The organism is Thauera sp. 63 (genome assembly GCF_000310165.2).
GTDB classification, from domain to species: Bacteria; Pseudomonadota; Gammaproteobacteria; order Burkholderiales; family Rhodocyclaceae; genus Thauera; species Thauera humireducens.
Genome location: NZ_AMXC01000001.1, coordinates 135,996 through 157,940, shown reverse-complemented (window position 1 = coordinate 157,940; position 21,945 = coordinate 135,996). Strand labels below are relative to the sequence as shown.

Here is a 21,945-nt window from a genome sequence, read left to right as displayed (position 1 = left end):
ACTGGTCAGGCGAGGGCGCCGACATGAACCTTGCGAGTTCGCTGTTCCCAGCGGCTTGGCACGGCGTCATGCTGGTGCTCTCGCTGGCGGTCGCCTGGCAGACGCTACGTCGTGCGCCCTGGCGGCGCCTGCTGGTGAGTTCCCAGCTCAACCTGCTGCTTGGCTTCGCCGTCGGACTCACGCTCATGTGGAGCCTGAAGGCCGGCGTAAAACCCGGACTCAACCTCCACATGCTCGGGGCCATGGCCGCGACACTCACGCTTGGGCCGTGGCTCGCCGTGGTCGCGCTCGCTGCGGCACTGAGCGGGGTCACCCTCAACGGGGCGATCGAATGGGACGCCTGGCCGATCAACTTCATCTTGATGGCGGTGCTCCCGGTAGCCATCGCGAGCGGTATCCAGCGATGCATCGAGAGATGGTTGCCCGCTCACTTTTTCGTCTTCATTTTCGTGACGAGTTTTGCCGGCGCGGCGCTGACAGTCATGCTGCAGGGATTGATTGCGTCGGCCGCGATGGTCGTAGCGGGCGCCTACAGCGCCGAATTCCTGCTCAGCGACTATCTGCCGTTCTTTCTGCTGCTCGGTTTCTCCGAAGCGTGGATCAGCGGCGCCATCGTCACACTGCTGGTGGTTTACCGACCCGATTGGGTGGCGGGCTTCGACGACAGCCGCTACCTGCTGAACAAGTAAGACCAACATCCTTTCTGGAGATATGCATTCCATGAGCAACTACAGCGCCCCGATCCGTGACATGCAGTTCGTGATGCGCGAGCTGGCCGGCCTCGACGAAGTCGCACAGCTGCCCGGCAACGAGGAAGTGTCCCCCGACCTGGTCGATGCCATTCTCGAGGAAGCCGACAAGTTCGCCAGCGGCGTGCTCGCTCCGCTGAACTGGACAGGCGACCAGGAAGGCGCGAAGTGGAACGATGGCGCCGTGGCGACCGCGCCGGGCTGGAAGGAGGCCTACACGCAGTTCGCCGAATCGGGCTGGACGGCGCTCGCAGGTGATCCGAATTACGGTGGCCAGGGCCTGCCGAAGCTGCTGTCGACGGCGGTGATGGAGATGTGGAAGTCGGCCAACATGGCGTTCTCGCTGTGCCCGATGCTCACCACGGGCGCCATCGAGGCGCTGCTGCTGCGCGGAACGGACGAGCAGAAGGCCATGTACCTACCCAAGATGATCTCGGGCGAATGGACCGGCACCATGAACCTGACCGAGCCGCAAGCCGGTTCGGACCTCGCCGCCGTCCGTACCAAGGCGGAACCGCAGGGTGATGGCAGCTACAAGATCTTCGGCCAGAAGATCTTCATCACCTACGGCGACCACGACATGACGGACAACATCATCCATCTCGTGCTTGCCCGCCTGCCGGATGCGCCGGAAGGGGTGAAGGGGATCTCGCTGTTCGTCGTGCCGAAGTTCATGGTCAATGCCGACGGCAGCCTGGGCGCGCGCAACGACGTGCATTGCGTTTCGATCGAGCACAAGCTCGGCATCCACGCCAGCCCGACCTGCGTCCTCGCCTTCGGCGACAAGGGTGGCGCGATCGGCACGCTGGTGGGCGAGCCCAACCGCGGCCTCGAGTACATGTTCATCATGATGAACGAAGCCCGCTTCGCGGTCGGCATGGAAGGTCTGGCACTGTCCGAGCGCGCGTACCAGCATGCGCTGCAGTATGCCAAGGATCGCGTGCAGGGCACCGACGCGGGCGTGCGCGGCGGACCGAAGGTCAACATCCTTCACCACGCCGATGTCCGTCGCCTGCTGATGAACATGAAGAGCAAGACCGAGGCGATGCGGGCACTCGCCTACGTCGTCGGCGCGGCGTTCGACAAGGCACACAACCACCCGGACGAAGCCGTCCGCGCTCAGAACCAGGCCTTCGTCGACCTGATGATCCCGGTGGTCAAGGGCTGGTGCACCGAGAACTCGATCGACGTCACGTCCGACGGCGTGCAGGTTCATGGCGGCATGGGCTTCATCGAGGAAACGGGTGCCGCGCAGCACTTCCGCGATTCGCGCATCACCACGATCTACGAGGGCACGACGGCAATCCAGGCGAACGACCTGATCGGACGCAAGATCGCCCGCGAAAACGGCGTCACCATCGCCGGCGTGATCAAGACGATGCGTGCAGTCGAGGCTGAACTGGCCGCCGCCGGTGATGCCGCGCTGGGCGCGATCGCAAAATCGCTGGGCGCCGGCGTGTCGGCGTTGGAGGAAGCCGTGGCCTACATCCTGGCCACCTACAGCCAGGACATCAAGGCCGCATCGGTCGGCTCCGTGCCCTTCCTGAAACTGCTGGGCATTGTTGCCGGCGGCTGGCAGATGGGGCGCGCCGCGCTGGTCGCGAAGCGCAAGCTGGAAGCCGGTGAAGGTGAAGCGTCCTTCTACAAGACGAAGATCGTGACCGCGCGCTTCTACGCTGACCACGTGCTGGCTCAGGCCTCGGGTCTGGCCTACACCATCGTCAACGGCGCGGCAGGCGCCCTTGAACTGAGCGAAGAGCAGTTCTGATCGTCGTTGCGCCCCGGCTCACGCGGGGGCGCAACGTGCTGGCAAAAAAAGACCCGGGCCGAAAGCCCGGGTCTTTTTCGTGTGCGCCCAGCATGGGCGCACTCCTGCGGGTGGAAGTCCCGCCGTAAGTTGATCACAGCGAACGAAGTGAAGCGCAACTGCGTGAGGGTGACCGAGCGTGGGAAGGAAGCGTGGAGCATAAGCTGCGAGCCGATGGACAAGAATCGGATAGAAGGCGCTGCGGAGCAGGGCGAGCGAGCACGTAATCGCGAAGCTCTCGTGATCAAGGCGAAGTGGCGTAGATCCGGCGGTTGTGCAGCGAAGGAGTGCGTTCTTACCTGGGGAGATCTCGCCTTATGCCTGAAAGGGCGACGGTGCTGAGCCGGAGCGAGAAGTCAGCAGAGGCTGTAGTACTTGGTGGTAAGGCCGTTGAGGCTGGAGACCGCCGGGGAAGGGCCGAACGAGTAGGAGGGCCGAAGGCCGTGTCGCTCGGACGTGCAATGCATCAGAAGCTCGGGAGGCCGGGGCGCAACGCGGGAGGGCGAGGTGAAGCCGATCCCGAAGCGGTGCGTGATGAAGCACGGACGGTGCGGCATGAAACCGGAAGCCCGGGGCGAGATGGCCTGCTTCTTCAGGCGCTCGCGAAAGCGAACATGGAGGCGGCGTGGAAACGCGTCAAATCCAATCGCGGCAGTGCTGGGGTGGATGGGTTGTCGATCGCCGAGACGGCGGCCTACCTGAGAGCGCACTGGCCTCGGATTCGGGAGTCCTTGCTGGATGGCAGCTACCGGCCTTCTCCGGTGCGCCGCGTCCAGATCCCGAAGTCCGATGGCGGGGTGCGCGAACTGGGGATTCCGACGGTGACGGATCGGCTGATCCAGCAAGCCCTGCTGCAAGTCTTGCAGCCCAGGATTGATCCGACGTTCTCTGACCATAGCTATGGCTTTCGCCCGGGACGCCGTGCGCACGACGCGGTGCTCGATGCACAGCGCTACGTGCAGGACGGTTACCGGGTGGTGGTCGATGTGGATTTGGAGAAGTTCTTCGACCGGGTCAATCACGACATCCTGATGGAACGCCTGGCGAGGCGAATCGAGGACAAGGCCGTGCTGCGGCTGATCCGTTGTTACCTCGTGGCCGGGATCATGGGTGGCGGCGTGGTCATGGAGCGGTTTGAGGGCACGCCGCAAGGCGGGCCGCTGTCGCCGCTGCTGGCCAATGTGCTGCTCGACGAGGTGGATCGGGAACTGGAGCGGCGGGGGCACCGCTTCGTGCGCTACGCCGACGACTGCAATGTGTATGTGCGCAGTCGCCGTGCAGGCGAACGGGTGCTAGCGGGCCTGACCAAGCTCTACGAGCGACTCCGCCTGAAGGTGAACGACGCCAAGACGGCCGTCGCGCCGGCCTCGCGCCGCAAGTTTCTGGGCTATGCCTTCTGGTACGGCCCAGGCGGACAGGTCAAGTGCAGGGTGGCCGACAAGGCGCTCAACGCCTTCAAGCAACGCATCCGGCAATTCACGTGTCGCTCGGGCGGGCGCAACCTGACCGAGACTGCCGAACGGCTGCGGGCCTACATGCCGGGCTGGAAGGCGTACTTCCAGCTCGCGCAGACACCCAAGGTGTTCCGCGAACTCGACGAGTGGATTCGACACCGGCTGCGTGCGGTGCAGCTCAAGCACTGGCGTCGGGGTACGACGATGTACCGGGAATTGAAGGCTCTGGGCGCTTCGGAAACGGACGCTCGACAGGTGGCGGCGAACAGTCGAAGGTGGTGGCGTAACAGCCGCTTCCTGCTGAACCGCGCAATGCCTGTTGCCTACTTTGATCGGCTCGGTGTGCCCCGGCTCTCATGACCTCAACGACTCGAACCGCCCGGTGCGGACCCGCATGCCGGGTGGTGTGGGAGGGGAACGGTCAGGTAACCTGGCCGCCCCTATCCCGATTGCGGACGGCCGAAACGCATCGGCCGAAAGTCTTACTCGACCTTCGCCTTCGCGCGCAGGTCGATCACGTGCTTCTCGACCTTTTGCTGCTGCAGGCGCTGCTGCAACTGCGGCTTGACTTCTTCGAACGGGGGCGCCTGAGTCGCGCGCACGTCATCGAGCTGGATGACGTGATACCCGAAGTCGCTCTTGACCGGCGTGGTCGTGAACTTGCCCTTCTCGAGACCCGCCATGGCATCGGAGAAGGGCTTCACGAACATGCCCGGGTTGCTCCAGCCCAGATCGCCGCCGCGATCCTTCGAGCCCGGATCGCGCGAATCCTTGGCCACTTCTTCGAAAGCAGTGCCGGACTGCAGCTTGGCGATGATGGCCTTGGCCTCGTCTTCGGTCTCGACCAGCACGTGACGGGGCTTGTACTCCTTGTCACCCATCCGGCTCTTGATCGCGTCGTATTCCTTCTTCAGGTCGGCGTCGCTGACCGGGTTGTTCTTGACGAAATCCTGCAGATAGGCGCGGATCAGGATGGCCTGCTTGGCCATCTCCATCTGGGCCTGGACGTCGGCCTTCTTGGCGAGACCCTTGTTGGCGGCCTCCTGACTCAGCACTTCGCGACGAATCAGTTCCTCGCGAACGGCATCCTTGAGCTGCTGGCTCTCAGGTGCGCCCTGGGCGCGCTGTTCGGCGAGCATCGCCTCGGCACGTTCAGCAGGAATTGCAATGCCGTTGACCTTGGCAAGCGATTCGGCGGCAGCCGCGGGGAGGGCAATGAAGCCGGCCATCAGGGCAATTGCGAGGCGGCTGGGAAAGCGTTTCATCGGTGTTCCTTCAGGTGGGTTGTGTGGTGGCCTCTTCGGCCGTGTTTGCCTTGATGGCGAGGGCGTGAATGTCTTTTTTCATCATATCGCCCAAGGCTTGGTAAATCATTCGGTGCCGCGCGACGGTACCCTGTCCGGCAAACGCCGACGACACGATCCGCAGGCGGTAATGACCGCCGCCTTCGCGCGCACCGGCATGGCCTGCGTGTAGGGCGCTGTCATCATGAATCTCGATCAGCTCGGGCTGGAACGCATCGACGAGCCGTTCGTGGATGCGGGAAACGACTGCCTGCGTCACGGCAGGACCTTCTTGAACGGGCGCACCGAGGTGCGCGCAAAAACGCCTTCGCGCACGTATGCGTCCTCGGCCAGCCATTTCTCGGCGCTCGCCTGAGAGTCGAACTCGGCCACAACCAGACTGCCCGCGAAACCGGCCGGGCCGGGATCCGGCGAGTCGATCGCAGGCATGGGGCCAGCGATCAATAATCTGCCTTCGTCGCGCAGGGCTTCGAGCCGTGCGAGATGCTCCCCGCGCACCGCCATGCGGCGCTCGAGCGTTCCCGGCGCGTCCTCGCCGATCAATGCGTAGAACATCAGTTGTTTTCCTCTTCGAGGTGACGTGAGAGATAGAAGCCCTGGGCAAGCACGAACGCGAACATCAGTCCCATGCCGCCAAAGAGCTTGAAGTTGACCCAGGCTTCCTCGCTGAAACTGTAGGCCACGTAGAGATTGAGCAACCCCATCGAAATGAAGAAACCCGCCCAGGCAAGGTTGAGACGCCCCCACACGGGTTCGGGCAACTGGATCTGCGCCTCGAGCATCGTGCGGATGAGGTTCTTGCGGAACAGTGTCGCCGAACCGAGCAAGACCGCGCCGAACAGCCAGTAAAGCGCCGTCGGTTTCCACTTGATGAAGGTGGGGTTGTGAAAGAACAACGTGGCACCGCCGAACACGACGATGATCGCCAAGCTGACCCACAGCATGGTGTCGACCTTGCGGTGCTTGATCCACACCAGTGCGATCTGGACGAAGGTGGCGAGAATCGTCACCGCCGTTGCGATCAGGATCGGTGCCTGCGCAACCGCGATGCCGTCACCCAGCCAGCGCACTGCAAGTTCGTGGGAGGCCTCGGGCTGCGCCCCGGCCAGTTTGTAGGCGCCAAAGAAGAGAATGACCGGAAGCAGATCGAACAGGAATTTCATGCGCGAGGATTATAGCGATTGTTGGGCTGCCTGCCCGGCAGGCGCTTCAGCGCGGTTTCGCATGTGGTCAGCCAGTGCGGAAAACGAGCCATAGAGGCTCTCTCTCAGGGCCGCATCGCCGACGCACTCGTCGAGCGCAGTGCGCATGCACAGCAGCCACTGGTCGCGCTCGGCGACGCCAATCGAGAAGGGGAGGTGGCGTGCGCGCATGAACGGAGGGCCGAAGCGCTCCACGTACAGATTGGGCCCTCCCAGCCAGCCCGACAGGAAGAGGAACAGCTTTTCCTCGGAACCGCCGAGATCCTCAGCGTGCAACCGCCGTACGCCCCAAGCCTCGGGCAGTTCGTCCATCAGGCTGTAGAAGCGTTTGACGAGCAAGCGTACGGCGGCCTCACCGCCGATACGTTCATAGGGTGTGGCGTTGGGAGCGAATCTTTGTTCAGGAGGCATGGATATCGAGTGGGCCAGCAGGTAGGCCGCAGCGCAGGTTGGCGGGCACGGCCTGGTCGATCAGGCGGGGCCGGGGGAGGTCGAGCGACTGCATCAGGTCGATGAACGCCTGGCGGGAGCGGCCGGGCACCCGCGCGTTCGTCAGCTTCTCCTGTGCGATCGAACTCACCCGCATGCCCTTGTAGTCGTGCGCGGGATAGACAAGGGTTTCGTCCGGCAGGGTGAACAGGCGTTGCGTGATGCTGTCGTAAAGCGCGCCTGCGTCGCCGCCCTGGAAGTCCGTCCGGCCGCAGCCGCCGATCAGCAAGGCATCGCCGGTAAAAAGGCAGTTGCGCCAGCGGTAACTCACGCAACCTGGCGTATGGCCCGGCGTCGCCATGACGCGCAGTACCTCGTCGCCGAACACCAGCGTGTCCCCATCGGCGAGCAACACGTCGGCGCACATGACGCCCGTGCGATGTCCGGTCGCGGTGCGGGCGTTCGTATGTTCCCTGAGCACCCCTGCGCCGGTGACATGGTCCGCATGCGCGTGCGTTTCGAGCAGGTACACGAGGTTCAGGTCGAGTTCGCGCAACAGACCCAGGTACATCGCGCTGTGCTCGGCGACCGTGTCGATGAGCACAGCGTCGCCGGACTGCGCATCGGCCAGAAGGTAAGTCAGGGTGGAGCTTTGCTCATCGAAAAGCTGGCGAAAAATGATGCTCATTTGTCATGTGTCTCCCGGCCGTCTTCCGGCATTCTAGCGCGGCTCGTGACGCTTCCGCCTGCAGGCAGCCGGAGAATTGCCCGCAGACCACCGCCTTCACGCGGAAGGAGGTCGAGGTGGCCCTGATGGGCACGCATCACGCGTTCCACGATGGCCAGGCCCAGCCCCGCCCCCTTGGTGTTCGAGCGGGCTTTCTCAAGCCGCGTGAAGGGATGGCGCATGCGCTCCACTTCATTTTCGGGGATGCCCGGACCACGATCCGCGACCTCGATGCAGACCTCTTCCCCAATCGTGCCGACCGTCACCTTCAGGGGTTTGTCTTCCCCCGCGTAGCGCAAGGCATTGTCGATGAGGTTGGCGAGCGCCCTCCTGATCGACAGCGCACGAGCGGGTGCAATCAGGCTGTCCGGTACGGCAAGCGTAATGTCGACACCCCGCAGCCGATAGGGTTCGTACACTTCCCGCACCAGGTTCGCGATGTCGACTGCCTGGGGTGGCTCCTGCGGGGTGCCGCGGCCGAAGTCGAGGAACTGACCGATGATGCGGTCCATCTCCTCGATGTCGGCGACCATCGCGCTGACCTCGTCCTCGGGCGCTCCGGACATCTCGATCCCCAATCGCAGCCGGGCCAGCGGCGTCCTGAGGTCGTGTGACACCCCGGCGAGAATGAGTGCGCGATCCGCATCGGTGCGCGCGAGATCACCGGCCATCTGGTTGAAGGCATGCGCGACGACGGCAATCTCCTGCGGGCCGCTCTCTTCCAGGGGGGGAGGAGTCTGCCCGCTGCCGACCATGCGTGCAGTGCGCGCCAGTGCCCGCAGGGGTGTGCCAATGCGGGACACGATCAGATACGCGCCGAGCAGGGCAGCCACGAGCGCGCCGAAACCCCACACGAGCCATCCAAAGGTGTCCGTGGTTTCGATCCGCTCCGACGGCAGCATCACCCAGTACTCGTCGAACTGATCGTCCGGATCGAGCCGAAAGCTCACCCAGAACCCGTCAAGCGACTTCCAGCGCGCTGCGAAGCGCGTGTGCTCCCCGAGTTGACGCCGGACCTCGTCGGTCAACAGCCTCAGTGGCCGATTGCCCCGCAGTGGCAGGAGCTCGTCGGAGGCCTCCGCCGGATAGATGCGAATCCCTTCGAGTGCGGCGAGATCGATCAGCAGGTCGATGCGGCGTTCCGCGTGCGCGTTGATCAGTGCGGTACGGGTCAGGTTGACGACCGACACCACCATCTGCGCCACATCACGCGCCCGGGCCGGCTCCTGGAAATAGCGGAAAATCTGCGACCAGGCGCCGAGCGACAAGATCAGCAGCAGCGCGACCAGCAGGAAGGTCTGCCAAAGCAGCGTGCGCGGGAGCCAGGCTGTCAAGAACCGACCGAGCGCACGCATGCGTCGCATGCTAAGGGAACGGGGCATGCCGCGCTCACTCGGCGGCGTCCGCCTCGCGCTCCTCTCCCTGGCCGCCCTTGGTGTCGTCCGGCACGAAGACGTAGCCAAAGCCCCAGACCGTCTGGATGTAGCGCGGCTTGGCAGGGTCGTCCTCGACAAGCTTGCGCAGGCGGGAAATCTGCACGTCGATCGCCCGGTCGAACACGCCGTATTCCCGACCGCGGGCGAGTTCCATCAACTTGTCGCGCGACAGGGGCTGGCGGGGATGCTGGAGAAGCACCTTCAACAACGAGAACTCGCCCGTCGTGAGCTGGATCTCCTCGTTGTTGCGTTCAAGCGAGCGCGTACCGAGATTCACACGGACACTGCCGAAGACCACGATCTCGTCCTCGGCGGTAGGCGCTCCGGGCAGGCTCTGCGGCTGACGGCGCATGACCGCCTGGATGCGGGCAACCAGTTCGCGGGGGTTGAACGGCTTGGCCACGTAATCATCCGCGCCCATCTCGAGACCGACGATGCGATCGACGTCATCGCCCTTCGCCGTCAACATGATGATCGGGATGTGGTTCTCGCCCGCACGCAAACGCCGGCAGATGGCCAGGCCGTCCTCTCCGGGCAGCATCAGGTCGAGCACCATGAGGTCGAAGTGCTCGCGATGGAGGGCACGATCCATCATCGGCGCATCGCCGACCGCCTTGACCGCAAAGCCCTGTTCCTGAAGGTAGCGGGACAACAGCTCGCGCAGTCGCGCGTCGTCATCCACCAGCAGTACGCGATATCGTGTTTTTCCGTTCATGGCGCAAATCCTATCCTTAGTGCCGAACCCATGCCAGTGCCCGGGACCCGCATGCTGGGTGCCAGCGGGTAACGCTTCGTAAGCATGATGCCAAAAGGCAACACGGCCTTACAAACCACCGCCGAGATGAAGGGCCAAGGCTATTTTCGGGCCAGAGAATCCCGTATGTTTCGTTCTGCGTACTACCGCCTTGCGCGTGAAACTCACCCGAACGGTACATCATGAAGACGAGCCCGCACGCTTTCCCGAACACCTTTCACCCAGCCCGCAGGGTAAGGGGTCTGTTCGGCTTGGCAGTGCTGTCGGCCTCGATGCTGGGACTGACGAGCACTGACGCTTTTGCCCGGAGTCCAAACGCGGCTGGCGCACTGACCGACAGCGAAGGGATTCGTATCGAGCAGCCGCGTGGCGATCTGCGTCGCGTCCTGATCTCGAACCCCGAATCGCCTGAGGCGCCTCCCGCACGGCGCCGCCTGAACGCGGAAGAACGGGACGCATTGCATCGCGATCTGCGTGATGCAATGCGGGGGGCTTATCCGGAGAACGCCGTAGGGCGCAAGAAGGGCCGCTGAGCCCCGACGTCTTTGCCGCGCGCGGCGGCTCCGAGCCGTTAGAATACGGCGATCATGAAAATCCTGGCCATCGAAACGTCGTGCGAGCAGGGTAGCGTTGCGCTGCTTGTCGACGGTGCAATCCTCAGCCGCCGAATCGACGGCGCTGCCAATCATTCCGAATCCGTCCTGCGCGACATTACCGCCCTGTTGAGCGAGGCCGGCATGAGCGCAAGCCAACTCGATGCTGTCGCCTTCGGTGCGGGACCCGGTGCATTCACCGGGCTCCGGCTTGCCTGCGGCGTGGCGCAGGGGCTTGCCATTGGCGCCGGACTGGGCGTCGCCGTTGTGGGCAGCCTCGATGCGCTGGCCCTGCAGGTTCCCTCACCGCGAGTTCTTGTCGCCACGGACGCCCGCATGGGCGAGGTCTATCACGCGACCTATGTGCGCGACGAACAGGATGTCCCCCGGCTCAGCGGCGCCCCGCGCTGCGATGCGCCCGAAAACATCGAACTGCCGGAAGGGCGCTGGACCGCGGTCGGGTCCGCGTTCGCCGTTTGGCCCGATGCGCTGCGCCACCGCCTGGCCCTGACCCTCGACGGTTGCCACGACGATCTGGTTGCGCGAGCGGATGAAGTCGCGATGCTCGCTACCCACATGGCGGCCGGCGGCCTCCTGCGACCGCCCGAACAGGCCGCACCGCTCTATGTGCGCGACAAGGTCGCACTGACGACGGCAGAGCGGCTCGCACGTGGAGGACGCGCGTGAGCGGAGGCGCCACCCACCATTTTTCTCCCCTGACACTGGACGACCTGGATTGGGTCCACCAACAGGAGGTGGATCTGCATCCCTTCCCATGGACGCGGGGCAATTTCGCCGACTCGCTGACGGCGGGCCATGGCGCCTGGCTCATGCGGGTCGACAAGGAACGCGTCGGCTACGCCGTGGTGCTGAAGGTGCTGGATGAAGCCCATCTGCTCAACATCAGCGTCGCTCGCGCTGCGCAGGGAAAGGGATACGGCAGGGCCTTGCTGGAATGGCTGCAGCTGACCGCAAAGCGAAATGGGGCAGGGCAATTCTTCCTCGAGGTACGCCCCTCGAACCTCGCCGGCCTTGCCCTTTACCGCTCGCAGGGATTCGAGCAGATCGGCCGGCGCAAGGGCTACTATCCCGCACCCGGCGGGCGTGAGGACGCAATCGTGATGCGGCGGGAGCTCTGATTCCATGGCCCGTGCCGCCCCAAGGATAACGTCCCGGCGCGATGCCGTTCTGCGCGAGATGGGCCTGGGTCCGATCTGGCGGCTGCGCACCGCCGTCGACGAAGAATCGCCCGCTTTGCCGGACGATCCGGCCGCGATCCAAGCCGAGTCCGCCGCGCCGATGGCGCCGGACATTGCACCGCGCGCCCCTTCGGTCGCAGCCGTACCGGTCGCAGCAAAGACCGTGGCCGAGCCCGTTGCGCCGCCGCGCCGTGCCGTTCAACCGCCTGCGACAGCTTCGCGGAGCCGTTCATTCGCTGAGGACAGCCCGCGGCCGGCGCAACCCGCCAGCGTCGTGGCGATGCCTGATCCTGCCCGTTCGGCACGAATCGCGACGCTCGACTGGACCTCCCTCGAGGCCGACGTGCGGGCGTGTAACGCTTGCGTGCTGTGCGAACGCCGCAAGCAGGCAGTCCCCGGGGTGGGCGACCGGCAGGCAAGCTGGATGTTCGTCGGCGAAGGCCCCGGCAGCGAGGAAGACCAGCGTGGCGAACCCTTCGTCGGCCAGGCCGGCAGGTTGCTCGACAACATGCTGGCGGCGATCGGCCTGCAGCGAGGCGAGAATGTCTATATCGCCAATGCGGTGAAGTGCCGCCCGCCGCACAACCGGACCCCGGCCGCAGCCGAGATCGGCGCGTGCCTGCCCTACCTGGAACGTCAGATCGCGCTCGTGCAGCCCAAGGTGCTGGTTGCGCTCGGGCGTCCCGCGGCACTCGCGTTGCTCGACAACGAGGTCAGCATCGGTGCCGCACGCGGACGAAGCCTCGACTACAGCGGCATACCGGTGGTCGTTACCTACCACCCGGCCTATCTGTTGCGCAATCCGCAGGACAAGGGCAAGGCGTGGGCAGACCTCTGCTTCGCCCGCCGGCTCATGGCGAGACAGACCGAGCACGCGGAGAAATCCTAGGCCGCGTGCGGCCCAGTTCAGTGAGCGCGGTCTTCCAGCAGGGAGACGTTGTCGAACTCGCGCTGGTTGGCCTCGTGGCGACGCTTGACCATCAGCATCGTGCCGGCGACGAAGAGTCCGAACAGCACGATCACCACGTCGATCGACAGACCGAACATGATCAGCAAGGCGTAGGTGCCGGTCATCACGAGGATCGACAGGTTTTCGTTGAAGTTCTGCACCGCGATCGAGTGACCCGCGCCCATCAGGATGTGCCCGCGGTGCTGGAGCAGGGCGTTCATCGGCACCACGAAGAAGCCCGCCAGCGCGCCAACCACGACCATCAGCGCCATGGCGACGGTCGTATTGGTGACGAAGATCATCGAGATCACGCCGACCCCCATCGCGATGCCGAGCGGAATCACGCGCACGGCCTTGCGCAGCGTCACATAGCGCGCAGCCAGGATCGACCCGGCCGCAACACCGACCGCGACGACGCCCTGCATCATCGACGCCTGGGACAGGCTCATGCCCAGATTGTGCTCGGCCCACTTGATCACGATGAACTGCAGGGTGGCCCCGGCGCCCCAGAACAGCGTGGTGACTGCAAGCGAGATCTGGCCGAGCTTGTCGCGCCACAGCAGGCGCAGACAGTGGTTGAAATCGTGCAGGAGGTACAGCGGATTGTTCTTCAGCGGCTTGTGGTCGACGCCGGTGTCCGGAATGTAGAGATTGAAGGCGGCAGCGATCAGGTAGAGCGAACCGATGACCAGCACGCCCGCCTCGAACGGCGTTTCCACGAACGGGAGACCGAGGCCCATCAGGAAGCCCGCCACGTCACCGCGGATCATGAAGCCCCCCATCACCGTGCCGATGATGATCGCGCCGACCGTCAGCCCCTCGATCCAGCCGTTGGCGACGACGAGCAGGCGGTGTGGCAGGTACTCGGTGAGGATGCCGTACTTGGCGGGCGAGTAGGCCGCGGCGCCCAGGCCGATGACGGCGTACGCGAACAGCGGGTGGGCGCCGAGGAACAGCATCAGGCAGCCGCCGATCTTGATCGTGTTGCTGATCAGCATCACGCGCCATTTCGGCATCGAGTCGGCGAACGCGCCGACAAAGGCGGCCAGCGCCACGTAGGAAACGGTGAAGAACAGCTTGAGCAGGGGCTCGTATTCCGACGGAGCTGCCATGTCCCGCAACAAGGCAATGGCAACGATGAGCAAGGCGTTGTCCGCAAGCGCAGAAAAGAACTGCGCCGCCATGATGATGTAGAAGCCGAACGGCATCGTGTGGACCGGGCAACAATTTGTCGGGAGCGCGGTTTATAACATGAAGTATTGACGCGTGCGCTGACACGAATCACGCAGCACGGAGACCGTGTTTTCCGGGGTGTGCAAGGGCGCCCTGGTTTATGATCTAATTCACACAATAAATCATACTTATCTACACCATGGCTGATCGCAGACTTCAGGTTTTCCATGCCGTGGCCAAGCACGGCTCCTTCACACGTGCGGCCGAGCACCTCTACATGACGCAGCCGGCCGTCACCTTCCAGATCAAGCAGCTGGAGGAGCACTTCGACACGCGCCTGCTGGATCGCGGCCACGGCAAGATCACGCTGACCCCCGCGGGTGAGCTGGTGCTTGCCTACGCCGAGCGCATCCTCGGCCTGTCGGCGGAGCTCGATTCGCGCGTCGCCGAGATGACTGACGAGCTCGCCGGCCAGATCAAGATCGGAACCAGCACCACGATTGCCGCCTACTGGCTGCCGGCGGTCCTCGAAGGCTTCAAGCGCAAGTACCCGCGCGTGCTGCCGCGCGTCGTGGTGGGCAATTCGAAGCTCACCGAGGACAGCGTCTCGGCGCGCGACCTCGATATCGGCCTCATCGAAATCGTCACCGAGCAGCACACCATCGAGCGCCGTAGCGCCGCGCGCGACGAACTGATGGTCATCTGCAGGCCCGACCATCCGCTGGCGAAGCACGACAAGCTGACCGCAAAGGACCTGGTCGGCCATCCCTTCATCGACCGCGACCCGGGCAACGGCATCCGCCAGATCGCAGACGAGTTCTTCGAAGCCGCAGGCATCGCTGGCAGCGAGATCACCCTGTGCGCCGAAGTCGGCAGCCTGGCCACGATCAAGCAACTCGCCGCGGGCGGGCTGGGCTTTGCCATCGCCTCCGAGCGGGCGATACGCCGCGATGTGGCCGAGGGCCGTCTCGCCGCGATCCGTCTCGAACCGCGCATCTACACGCCGCTCGAAGTGATCGTGCCGCGCGACAAGTTCCGTTCGCGCCTGATCACGGCCTTTGCCGACTATGTCTGCGAAGAGTTCGCACGCATGGCGCAGGACAAGGACACCGTGAGCTGATGGCGAAGGCGAAGTCGGCCTTCGTCTGCAGCGAATGCGGCGCGCAGGTGCCGCGCTGGCAGGGGCAGTGTCCCCAATGCCAGGCCTGGAACACCCTTAGCGAAACGATCGTCGAGAGCGGCCCCTCCGCGGGGAGCCGCTTTGCCGCGCTGGCCGGACAGACCAGCCGGCTGCAGCCGCTGTCCTCGCTGCAGCCACGCGAGGAACCGCGCCAGCCCACCGGTCTGGACGAGTTCGACCGCGTGCTCGGCGGCGGCCTCGTCGCCGGCGGCGTCGTCCTGATCGGCGGCGACCCGGGCATCGGCAAGTCGACCCTGCTGCTGCAGGCATTGTCGAACCTGTCGGCCGCACACAAAGTGGTCTACGTCAGCGGCGAGGAGTCCGGCGAACAGGTGGCGCTGCGCGCGCATCGTCTGCAACTTCCGCCGTCCGAGCTGCAGATGCTCGCCGAGATCAACCTCGAACGCATCCTGCACACGCTGCGCGACTCCAGGCCGCGCGTCGCAGTCATCGATTCGATCCAGACGGTGTATTCCGAAGCCCTGCAGTCGGCCCCGGGTTCGGTCGCCCAGGTGCGCGAATGTGCAGCGCAACTCACGCGCTTTGCCAAGCAGAGCGGCACCAGCCTGATCCTGGTCGGCCACGTCACCAAGGACGGCACGCTGGCCGGCCCGCGCGTGCTCGAACACATCGTCGACACCGTGCTGTATTTCGAGGGCGACACGCACTCGAGCTTCCGCCTGATCCGCGCGTTCAAGAACCGCTTCGGCGCGGTCAACGAACTGGGCGTGTTCGCGATGACCGAACGCGGCCTGCGCGGTGTCTCCAACCCGTCAGCCATCTTCCTGTCGCAGCATTCGCAGCAGGTCGCGGGCAGCTGCGTGCTGATCACGCAGGAGGGCACGCGTCCGCTGCTGGTGGAGGTGCAGGCGCTGGTCGATGCCTCGCAGAGCCCCAATCCGCGGCGGCTGTCGGTCGGCCTGGAGCCGACGCGGCTGGCCATGCTGCTCGCGGTCATGCACCGCCATGCAGGGGTGGTGTGCTTCGACCAGGACGTATTCGTGAATGCGGTCGGCGGAGTCAAGATCACCGAACCGGCGGCCGACCTGGCCATCCTGTTCGCGATCGTTTCTTCGCTGCGCGACCGACCGCTGCGGCGCGGCCTCGCGGTGTTTGGCGAGGTCGGCCTGGCGGGCGAGATCCGGCCCGCACCGCGCGGTCAGGAACGCCTGAAGGAGGCAGCGAAGCTCGGCTTCGACATCGCGATCGTGCCCAAGGCCAACGCGCCCAAGCAGGCGATCGACGGTCTCAAGGTCATCGCCGTCGACCGCGTCGAGGAAGCGCTGGAGAAGATGCGCGAGCTGGAATAGGGCGCACCCTGCGCCCCGTGTTCCATCGGCATCAGAACGTGTAGGTCGCGCGCAGGCCGCCGTAGAGGCTGCGCTCCGCACCCGGTTCGTAGTAGCGCCCCTGTGCGTCACCGACGATCACCGAACCGATGTGCTCGCGGTCGAACACGTTGTCGACGCGCAGCAACTGGGCGAACGTCCACGGGCCGGACTTCTGCTCGGCCGACAACCTCAGGTTCACCAGGGTGTAGGCCGGTGCGGGCTTGGCGTCATTCAGGTCGTTGACCTCGACCTTGCTGCGGTAGATCGCCTCTGCAGCGGCAGTCAGTCCGCTGCGCACGGTCCATGCGAGCTCGCCGAAGACGCTCACTTCCGGAATGCCCGGGATGCGATTGCCCGACGGCACCGTGGTGCCGCGGCTCACGAAGGCGTCGTCGTAGCGTGCATCCAGCCAGGTGATCGCCCCCCGGGCATGCAGTCCGGGCTGCAGTTCGGACTCCATCGAGAGCTCGACCCCCTTGCGCTTGGTCCGGCCCGCATTGGTGTAGCTGGTGCGTCCGCCCGAGGATTCCGCCACGACGATCTCGTCATCGGTGCCGATCTGAAACAGGGCGAGGTTCATGCGGGTGGCATCGCCGACGATCGCCTTGATGCCGATTTCCGCCTGCTTGCTGGTCGAAGGCTGGAGATCGAAGTTGAAGCCGGTGCTCGGCGAGGCATAGGAGAGCTCGTTCAGCGTCGGCGTCTCGAAACCCTCGCCGTAGCTCGCATAGACGTTTACCGCCGGGCTCAGCGCGTAGGCGACCCCCAGGGCGGGCGTCGTCTCGCGGTAGGACACCGAGCCGCTGTCGTTCCCGTTGCCGGGGACGATGTAGCGGTCCTCCACCTTGAACCGGACCCTGGAGTGACGCACCCCCGCGGTCCACAGCCACGCGTCCTGCTTCCATTGCGCCTGCACGTAGGGATCGGTGCTCGTCACCGTATCCGTCTCGTTGCGCCTGAGGGCGCCCTTGATGCCGAGTGTCGGACCGACGAAGTTCTGGTAGCCGCGGCGCGCATCCTCGGCCTCGTCGTAGTCGATGCCCGCCGTCACGGTCAGCCGTCCCGCACCGAGTTCGCGCTCCGCGATCCAGCGCGCGCCGCCGCCGAAGAAGTCGCGGTCGAAGTCGACGACGCCTCCGGCGTGCCGTGGCGCGGCCTGCGGCCCGGTGGGAATGGACTGGTACTGTGTCACGCCGCGCGTGCCCGAGTAGGCGCTCAGCTGCAGCCGATCCTGACCGAAGCGCCGCTCGTAGGTCACGCCGCCCTGCAGGTGATCGATGCTCTTGCGCGTGTTGAAGTCGCGCGCAACCTGTTCGACGGCGCGCGGGTCGCGCTTGTAGGTCTCCCAGGTCACCCCCAGCGGGTCTTCCGTGTCCTTCTGCCGCAGCCCGCTGCCCACCAGGGTCAGCTTGCTGTCCTCGTCAGGCTTCAGGGTGATCTTGGCAAAGGCCTGGTCGCGGCGCGCTTCGCTGTGGTCGCGGTAGCCATCGGTATCGAGACGCGAGGCATCGAGCACGAAGCCGACGCCGTTCTTCTCGCCTTCAGCCCCGAGACCGAAACGCTTCGTGCCCCAGGAGCCCACGGTCAGGCCGCCGGTGATCCTGGGTGGGCCTTCTCCATCGCGCGAGAACAGCTGGATGACGCCCCCCGCATGATTGCCATACACGGTTGAAAAAGGCCCGCGCAGGACCTCGATGCGTTCGGCGGTGTCGAGGTTGAAGGTGGCTGCCTGCCCCTGGCCATCCGGGTTCGACGCGGGAATACCATCTGCGATGAGCTTCACGCCGCGCACGCCGAATGCCGCTCGCGCACCAAATCCGCGCACCGAGATCTGCAGATCCTGCGCGTAGTTCTGGCGGTTCTGGATCACCAGACCCGGCACGCCGTTCAGCGCCTCCGACGCATTCACCCGCAGGTTTCCTTCCTGCGTGCCACGCATGTCGACCACGTCGACCGAGTAGGGCAGGTCGAAGCTCTCGGCCTCGACCCGGCTGCCCGTGACGACCACCGGCCTGAGCGTCACTGCCGTTGCGTCCTGTGCCAGGGCCGGGGCGATGCACATCAGACCCGAGGGCAGGAGGGCGGCGGCGACAAGACGGGACAGCGGTTTCAATGCGGGCGCACGGTACATGGCGGGATCTCCCTGAATGGATGGTTTTTTCCAATTCTCGACCGGCACGGCCCAGGCGTGCCTCCTTTGCATCGGGAATCGGTGCTAGCGATTTTCATGAGGGGCGATGCAGCGGAAGTCGCCATGCAGGTGGAATCCGTGCAGGGCGTCGATGATTGCACGGCTCATCGGTGCATCGAAGGGGCTGTGGCCTGCGCCGTCCACGAAAAGCAGCCGGCTGCCACCCGCCACCTCGTGCAGGCGCCACGCGTTGACCGGCCGGCACACGAGGTCGAGGCGGCCATGCAGGATGCAGACGGGCATCGCCCCGAGTTGGCCGGCCATTCCGAGCACGGCTTCTTCACCCAGGAAGCAGGCATGGGCGAGGTAATGCGCCTGCACACGGTACTTGTCGATGGCAGCGAGCACGGCCTCGGCGTCCATCGCCGGCAGTGACGGCGGCGCTACACCGGGCGCGCTCAGTGCCGCCTCCCAGGCCATCCAGTGCTGCACCGCGCGTGCCGCGACGGCGGCATCCGCGGCGTGGACGGCGCTCAATACCTGCGCGGCGAGCCGTTCGGGCTCGACCCCATAGACCCCTTCGACGCCTGCCGCCAGCGTGGCCCAGGCTTCGGGCGCCAGCGCACCGGCGCCGCGGAAGAACCAGTCGATGTCCTCACGCCCCGTCAGGAAGATGCCACGCAGCAGGGCACCCAGGCAGCGCTCGGGGTGCGCGGCACAGTAGGCGACGCCAAGGCTGCTTCCCCAGGATCCGCCCATCACCAGCCAGCGGTCGATGCCAAGGTGGGCGCGCAAGGACTCGATGTCGGCAAGCAGATGTTGCGTCGTATTTGCCACAAGCGCGCCCCGTGGCTGGCTTCGTCCGCAGCCGCGCTGGTCGAACAGCACGGCACGGAAGCGGTCGGGGTCGAGAAGCCGCCGGTGCTGCGGGCTGCAGCCGCTGCCCGGGCCGCCATGCATGAACACCACAGGCAGGCCGTCGGGGTTTCCGCAATGCTCGTAATAAAGACGATGCCCGTCGCCCACCTCGAGCATGCCCGTGTCGAAGGGCTCGAGCGGAGGAAACAGAACAGCCTCCGTCTCTACACCGGCAACGCCAGCCCCTGAAACGGGGGCGGAGGCGGAGGCACAAGTAGAAGCAGAAGCGCTTCCTGCGCGAATGTCAGCCCTTGGGGCACCAGAACGCTTGCTCATGTCTCGATCTTAGGCGCTCGGCACGTGTCGCAGGGCATCGAGCGCGCATCTCATGAAAATCATGAGGCCAGGTTCCACGTCCTCACGATGCCCGGCTATGAGAACTCGCCCATGATCCCTCGTGTGGCCTTGCCCAAAAGCGCCACGATGACCAACACCGACAGGAGACACATCATGAAATGGGAAACCCCGGCCGCCTGCGATTTTCGTTTCGGCTTTGAAATCACGATGTACATCGCCAACCGCTGATCGGCCGACTGGGCGGCTCCTCGGAGCCGCCCAGTCACGTTTACCGGAGGTCGCGTGAGGATTCACGTACTGGGTTCTGCCGCCGGCGGCGGCTTTCCGCAGTGGAACTGCAACTGCCCGAACTGCGACGGTGTCCGCAGGGGCCGCATCCGGGCTTCGGCGCGCACGCAATCGTCGATCGCCGCCAGCGGCGACGGTGAGAACTGGGTGCTGTTCAACGCCTCGCCCGACGTGTTGCAGCAGATCCGCAACTTCCCGGCGCTGCAGCCGGCACGCGCGCTGCGCGATACGGCGATCGCCGCGATCGTGCTGATCGACGCGCAGATCGATCACACCACCGGCCTCTACATGCTGCGCGAGCATCGCACGCCCTGGCCGGTGTGGTGCACGCCCGGCGTGCGCGAAGACCTGTCCGTCGGCAACCCCATCTTCGGCGTGCTGGCGCACTACGCCGGCATCGACTGGCGCGCGCTCCCGCTCAACGACCGCTTCTCCATCGACGGTGCGCCGGGCCTCGCCTTCGAGGCCTTGTCGCTGACCAGCAATGCGCCGCCGTATTCGCCGCACCGCGACAAGCCACAGCCTGGCGACAACATCGGCGTCACGCTCTTCGACGCGGCGAGCGGAAAGCGGGTTTTCTACGCGCCGGGGCTGGGCGAAATGGAGCCCCATGTGTGGGCGGCCATGCAGCGGGCCGACTGCGTGCTCGTCGACGGCACCTTGTGGACCGACGACGAGATGATCCGCCTCGGCGCCTCGTCCAAGACATCGCGCGCCATGGGCCACCTGCCGCAATCCGGCCCGGGCGGCATGCTCGAATGGCTTGATCGCCTGCCGCGCGCAACGCGCAAGGTGCTGATCCACATCAACAACACCAACCCTATCCTCGACGAGGACAGCCCGCAGCGCGCCGAGCTGATCGCCCGCGGCATCGAGGTCGCTTTTGACGGCATGGAGATCGCCCTGTGAACGCCCGCATGCAGACCGCCGCACCGCCCGAAGCCGCTCACGCCGAACTTCTCGCCGCCCGAGGGGCCGGCGCCAGCGACCTGCCGCCCTGGAGTGCGGAGGAATTCGAAGCCCTGTTGCGCGAGAAGGGCACGAGCTACCACATCTACCATCCCTTCCACGTGATGATGGCCGAAGGCAAGCTCACCCGCTCGCAGTTGCAGGGATGGGTCGCGAACCGCTTCTACTACCAGATCGCCATCCCGGTGAAGGACGCCGCGATCCTGTCGAACTGCAGCGACCGCGAGATCCGCCGCGAGTGGATCCAGCGCATCCTCGACCACGACGGCTATGCTCAGTTGGGTGATGGCGGAGGCGGTCAAGACCCCGGCGGCATCGAAGCCTGGATCCGGCTGGGCGAGGCCGTGGGCCTTACCCGCGACGACGTCACCTCGCTGCGCTACGTGGCCCCCGCCGCGCGCTTCGCGGTCGACGCCTACATCAACTTCGCCCGCCAGCGCCCGTGGCAGGAAGCCGTCGCATCCAGCCTGACCGAACTCTTCGCGCCGCACATCCACCAGCAGCGCATCGACACCTGGCCGACGCAGTACCCGTGGGTCGACACCGCCGGCCTGCAGTACTTCCGGAACCGCCTCACCCAGGCAAGGCGTGACGTCGAGCACGGCCTGCGCTTCACCCTCGACTACTTCAGCCAGAGCCGTGCGCTGCAGCAACGCGCGCTCGACATCCTGCAGTTCAAGCTCGACGTGCTGTGGGCGCTGGCCGATGCGATCATGCTGAGCCAGTGCGAGGTGCACATCGCCGGGCCGCGCGAACTGAGGGCGAGGGCGCAATGAGCGAGAGCGCCGGCTTCAGTCTCAACGCCCACCCGCGCATCTCGCGCAGGTTCCGCCTGCAATGGGAGGATGCCCAGCAGGCCTGGGTGCTGCTCTACCCCGAAGGCATGGTCAAGCTCAACCAGAGCGCCGGCGAGATCCTGCAGCGTTGCGACGGCACCCGCAGCACGCTCGACATCGTCGCCGATCTCGAGCGCACGTTCGCCACCACCGGTCTGCTGGCCGACGTGCAGGCTTTCCTCGGCATGGCAAGGCAGCAGCACTGGATCGAGGCCTGAC

24 protein-coding genes are annotated in these 21,945 nt (G+C 65.4%); 13 read left to right on the top strand and 11 right to left on the bottom strand.

Annotated elements, in window-relative coordinates:
- The first annotated feature begins 23 nt into the window (after positions 1 to 23).
- From C664_RS00785 to ltrA, 3 genes are all read left to right on the top strand, one after another.
- The gene (locus C664_RS00785) at positions 24 to 689 is read left to right on the top strand and encodes an energy-coupling factor ABC transporter permease (RefSeq protein WP_004251435.1); all 666 of its coding nucleotides are present in this window, start codon (positions 24 to 26) and stop codon (positions 687 to 689) included.
- 31 nt (positions 690 to 720) lie between these two features.
- The gene (locus C664_RS00780; RefSeq protein ID WP_004251433.1) at positions 721 to 2,517 is read left to right on the top strand and encodes an acyl-CoA dehydrogenase; all 1,797 of its coding nucleotides are present in this window, start codon (positions 721 to 723) and stop codon (positions 2,515 to 2,517) included.
- Positions 2,518 to 3,017: 500 nt separating this feature from the next.
- Positions 3,018 to 4,370, top strand: a complete 1,353-nt coding sequence (ltrA, locus tag C664_RS00775; RefSeq protein WP_088179225.1) for a group II intron reverse transcriptase/maturase — start codon at positions 3,018 to 3,020, stop codon at positions 4,368 to 4,370.
- Positions 4,371 to 4,492: 122 nt separating this feature from the next.
- Here the strand turns inward: ltrA and C664_RS00770 are convergent, their stop codons facing one another.
- The 8 genes from C664_RS00770 to ompR are packed head-to-tail and all read right to left on the bottom strand — an operon-like array spanning position 4,493 to position 9,823.
- Positions 4,493 to 5,275: a peptidylprolyl isomerase gene (locus tag C664_RS00770; protein WP_004251428.1), complete on the bottom strand. Its 783-nt coding sequence runs from the start codon at positions 5,273 to 5,275 to the stop codon at positions 4,493 to 4,495.
- A 10-nt stretch (positions 5,276 to 5,285) separates the two neighbouring features.
- A complete protein-coding gene (locus C664_RS00765) occupies positions 5,286 to 5,573 on the bottom strand; it encodes a BolA family protein (RefSeq protein WP_004251426.1) in 288 nt (95 codons plus the stop codon).
- Positions 5,570 to 5,869: a YciI family protein gene (locus C664_RS00760; RefSeq protein WP_004251414.1), complete on the bottom strand. Its 300-nt coding sequence runs from the start codon at positions 5,867 to 5,869 to the stop codon at positions 5,570 to 5,572. The genes C664_RS00765 and C664_RS00760 overlap by 4 nt, the downstream gene beginning before the upstream one ends.
- Positions 5,869 to 6,477 carry a septation protein A gene (locus C664_RS00755; RefSeq protein WP_004251410.1) on the bottom strand — a complete coding sequence of 203 codons (609 nt, stop codon included), beginning with the start codon at positions 6,475 to 6,477 and terminating at the stop codon, positions 5,869 to 5,871. Before C664_RS00755 ends, C664_RS00760 begins: the two co-directional genes overlap by 1 nt.
- A 9-nt stretch (positions 6,478 to 6,486) precedes the next feature.
- On the bottom strand, positions 6,487 to 6,927 hold the full coding sequence (locus tag C664_RS00750) for a group II truncated hemoglobin (RefSeq protein WP_038010492.1): 441 nt from the start codon (positions 6,925 to 6,927) through the stop codon (positions 6,487 to 6,489).
- Positions 6,917 to 7,633, bottom strand: a complete 717-nt coding sequence (locus C664_RS00745) for an MBL fold metallo-hydrolase (protein WP_004251401.1) — start codon at positions 7,631 to 7,633, stop codon at positions 6,917 to 6,919. The genes C664_RS00750 and C664_RS00745 overlap by 11 nt, the downstream gene beginning before the upstream one ends.
- Positions 7,630 to 9,027 carry an ATP-binding protein gene (locus tag C664_RS00740; RefSeq protein WP_004251399.1) on the bottom strand — a complete coding sequence of 466 codons (1,398 nt, stop codon included), beginning with the start codon at positions 9,025 to 9,027 and terminating at the stop codon, positions 7,630 to 7,632. Before C664_RS00740 ends, C664_RS00745 begins: the two co-directional genes overlap by 4 nt.
- Before the next feature lie 34 nt (positions 9,028 to 9,061).
- Positions 9,062 to 9,823: an osmolarity response regulator transcription factor OmpR gene (gene ompR / locus C664_RS00735; protein ID WP_004251396.1), complete on the bottom strand. Its 762-nt coding sequence runs from the start codon at positions 9,821 to 9,823 to the stop codon at positions 9,062 to 9,064.
- 221 nt (positions 9,824 to 10,044) lie between these two features.
- Here ompR and C664_RS00730 point away from each other — a divergent pair, with 221 nt between their 5' ends.
- Genes C664_RS00730 through C664_RS00715 form a run of 4 tightly spaced genes read left to right on the top strand, consistent with a single transcriptional unit; the run spans position 10,045 to position 12,543 of the window.
- Complete coding sequence (locus C664_RS00730) at positions 10,045 to 10,395, top strand: hypothetical protein (RefSeq protein ID WP_157353848.1); 351 nt, start codon at positions 10,045 to 10,047, stop codon at positions 10,393 to 10,395.
- Between the two features lie 54 nt (positions 10,396 to 10,449).
- Positions 10,450 to 11,142, top strand: coding sequence for a tRNA (adenosine(37)-N6)-threonylcarbamoyltransferase complex dimerization subunit type 1 TsaB (gene tsaB / locus C664_RS00725; RefSeq protein WP_004251394.1), 693 nt, complete (start codon positions 10,450 to 10,452; stop codon positions 11,140 to 11,142).
- On the top strand, positions 11,139 to 11,594 hold the full coding sequence (gene rimI, locus C664_RS00720; protein ID WP_004251391.1) for a ribosomal protein S18-alanine N-acetyltransferase: 456 nt from the start codon (positions 11,139 to 11,141) through the stop codon (positions 11,592 to 11,594). The genes tsaB and rimI overlap by 4 nt, the downstream gene beginning before the upstream one ends.
- A gap of 4 nt (positions 11,595 to 11,598) precedes the next feature.
- Positions 11,599 to 12,543, top strand: a complete 945-nt coding sequence (locus C664_RS00715) for a uracil-DNA glycosylase (RefSeq protein ID WP_038010489.1) — start codon at positions 11,599 to 11,601, stop codon at positions 12,541 to 12,543.
- Between the two features lie 17 nt (positions 12,544 to 12,560).
- Here the strand turns inward: C664_RS00715 and lplT are convergent, their stop codons facing one another.
- On the bottom strand, positions 12,561 to 13,811 hold the full coding sequence (gene lplT, locus C664_RS00710) for a lysophospholipid transporter LplT (protein WP_004251385.1): 1,251 nt from the start codon (positions 13,809 to 13,811) through the stop codon (positions 12,561 to 12,563).
- Between the two features lie 164 nt (positions 13,812 to 13,975).
- On the opposite strand from lplT, the gene C664_RS00705 reads away from it, so the two are divergent.
- Entirely contained in the window at positions 13,976 to 14,896 is a 921-nt protein-coding gene (locus tag C664_RS00705) for a LysR family transcriptional regulator (protein WP_082794249.1), read from the top strand.
- A complete protein-coding gene (radA, locus tag C664_RS00700; protein ID WP_004251375.1) occupies positions 14,896 to 16,266 on the top strand; it encodes a DNA repair protein RadA in 1,371 nt (456 codons plus the stop codon). The genes C664_RS00705 and radA overlap by 1 nt, the downstream gene beginning before the upstream one ends.
- 31 nt (positions 16,267 to 16,297) lie before the next feature.
- Here radA and C664_RS00695 read toward each other — a convergent pair whose 3' ends face one another.
- On the bottom strand, positions 16,298 to 18,418 hold the full coding sequence (locus tag C664_RS00695; protein WP_004251374.1) for a TonB-dependent receptor family protein: 2,121 nt from the start codon (positions 18,416 to 18,418) through the stop codon (positions 16,298 to 16,300).
- Positions 18,419 to 18,502: 84 nt separating this feature from the next.
- Positions 18,503 to 19,486, bottom strand: a complete 984-nt coding sequence (pip, locus tag C664_RS00690) for a prolyl aminopeptidase (protein WP_038010586.1) — start codon at positions 19,484 to 19,486, stop codon at positions 18,503 to 18,505.
- Between the two features lie 300 nt (positions 19,487 to 19,786).
- Here pip and pqqA point away from each other — a divergent pair, with 300 nt between their 5' ends.
- From pqqA to pqqD, 4 genes are read left to right on the top strand one after another with little or no spacing between them, the layout of a single operon-like run.
- Entirely contained in the window at positions 19,787 to 19,861 is a 75-nt protein-coding gene (pqqA, locus tag C664_RS21125) for a pyrroloquinoline quinone precursor peptide PqqA (RefSeq protein WP_106408400.1), read from the top strand.
- Positions 19,862 to 19,915: 54 nt separating this feature from the next.
- On the top strand, positions 19,916 to 20,830 hold the full coding sequence (gene pqqB, locus C664_RS00685) for a pyrroloquinoline quinone biosynthesis protein PqqB (protein ID WP_004251369.1): 915 nt from the start codon (positions 19,916 to 19,918) through the stop codon (positions 20,828 to 20,830).
- Positions 20,827 to 21,666, top strand: coding sequence for a pyrroloquinoline-quinone synthase PqqC (pqqC, locus tag C664_RS00680; RefSeq protein WP_004251368.1), 840 nt, complete (start codon positions 20,827 to 20,829; stop codon positions 21,664 to 21,666). The genes pqqB and pqqC overlap by 4 nt, the downstream gene beginning before the upstream one ends.
- On the top strand, positions 21,663 to 21,944 hold the full coding sequence (gene pqqD, locus C664_RS00675; RefSeq protein WP_004251358.1) for a pyrroloquinoline quinone biosynthesis peptide chaperone PqqD: 282 nt from the start codon (positions 21,663 to 21,665) through the stop codon (positions 21,942 to 21,944). Before pqqC ends, pqqD begins: the two co-directional genes overlap by 4 nt.
- Position 21,945: the final 1 nt, after the last annotated feature.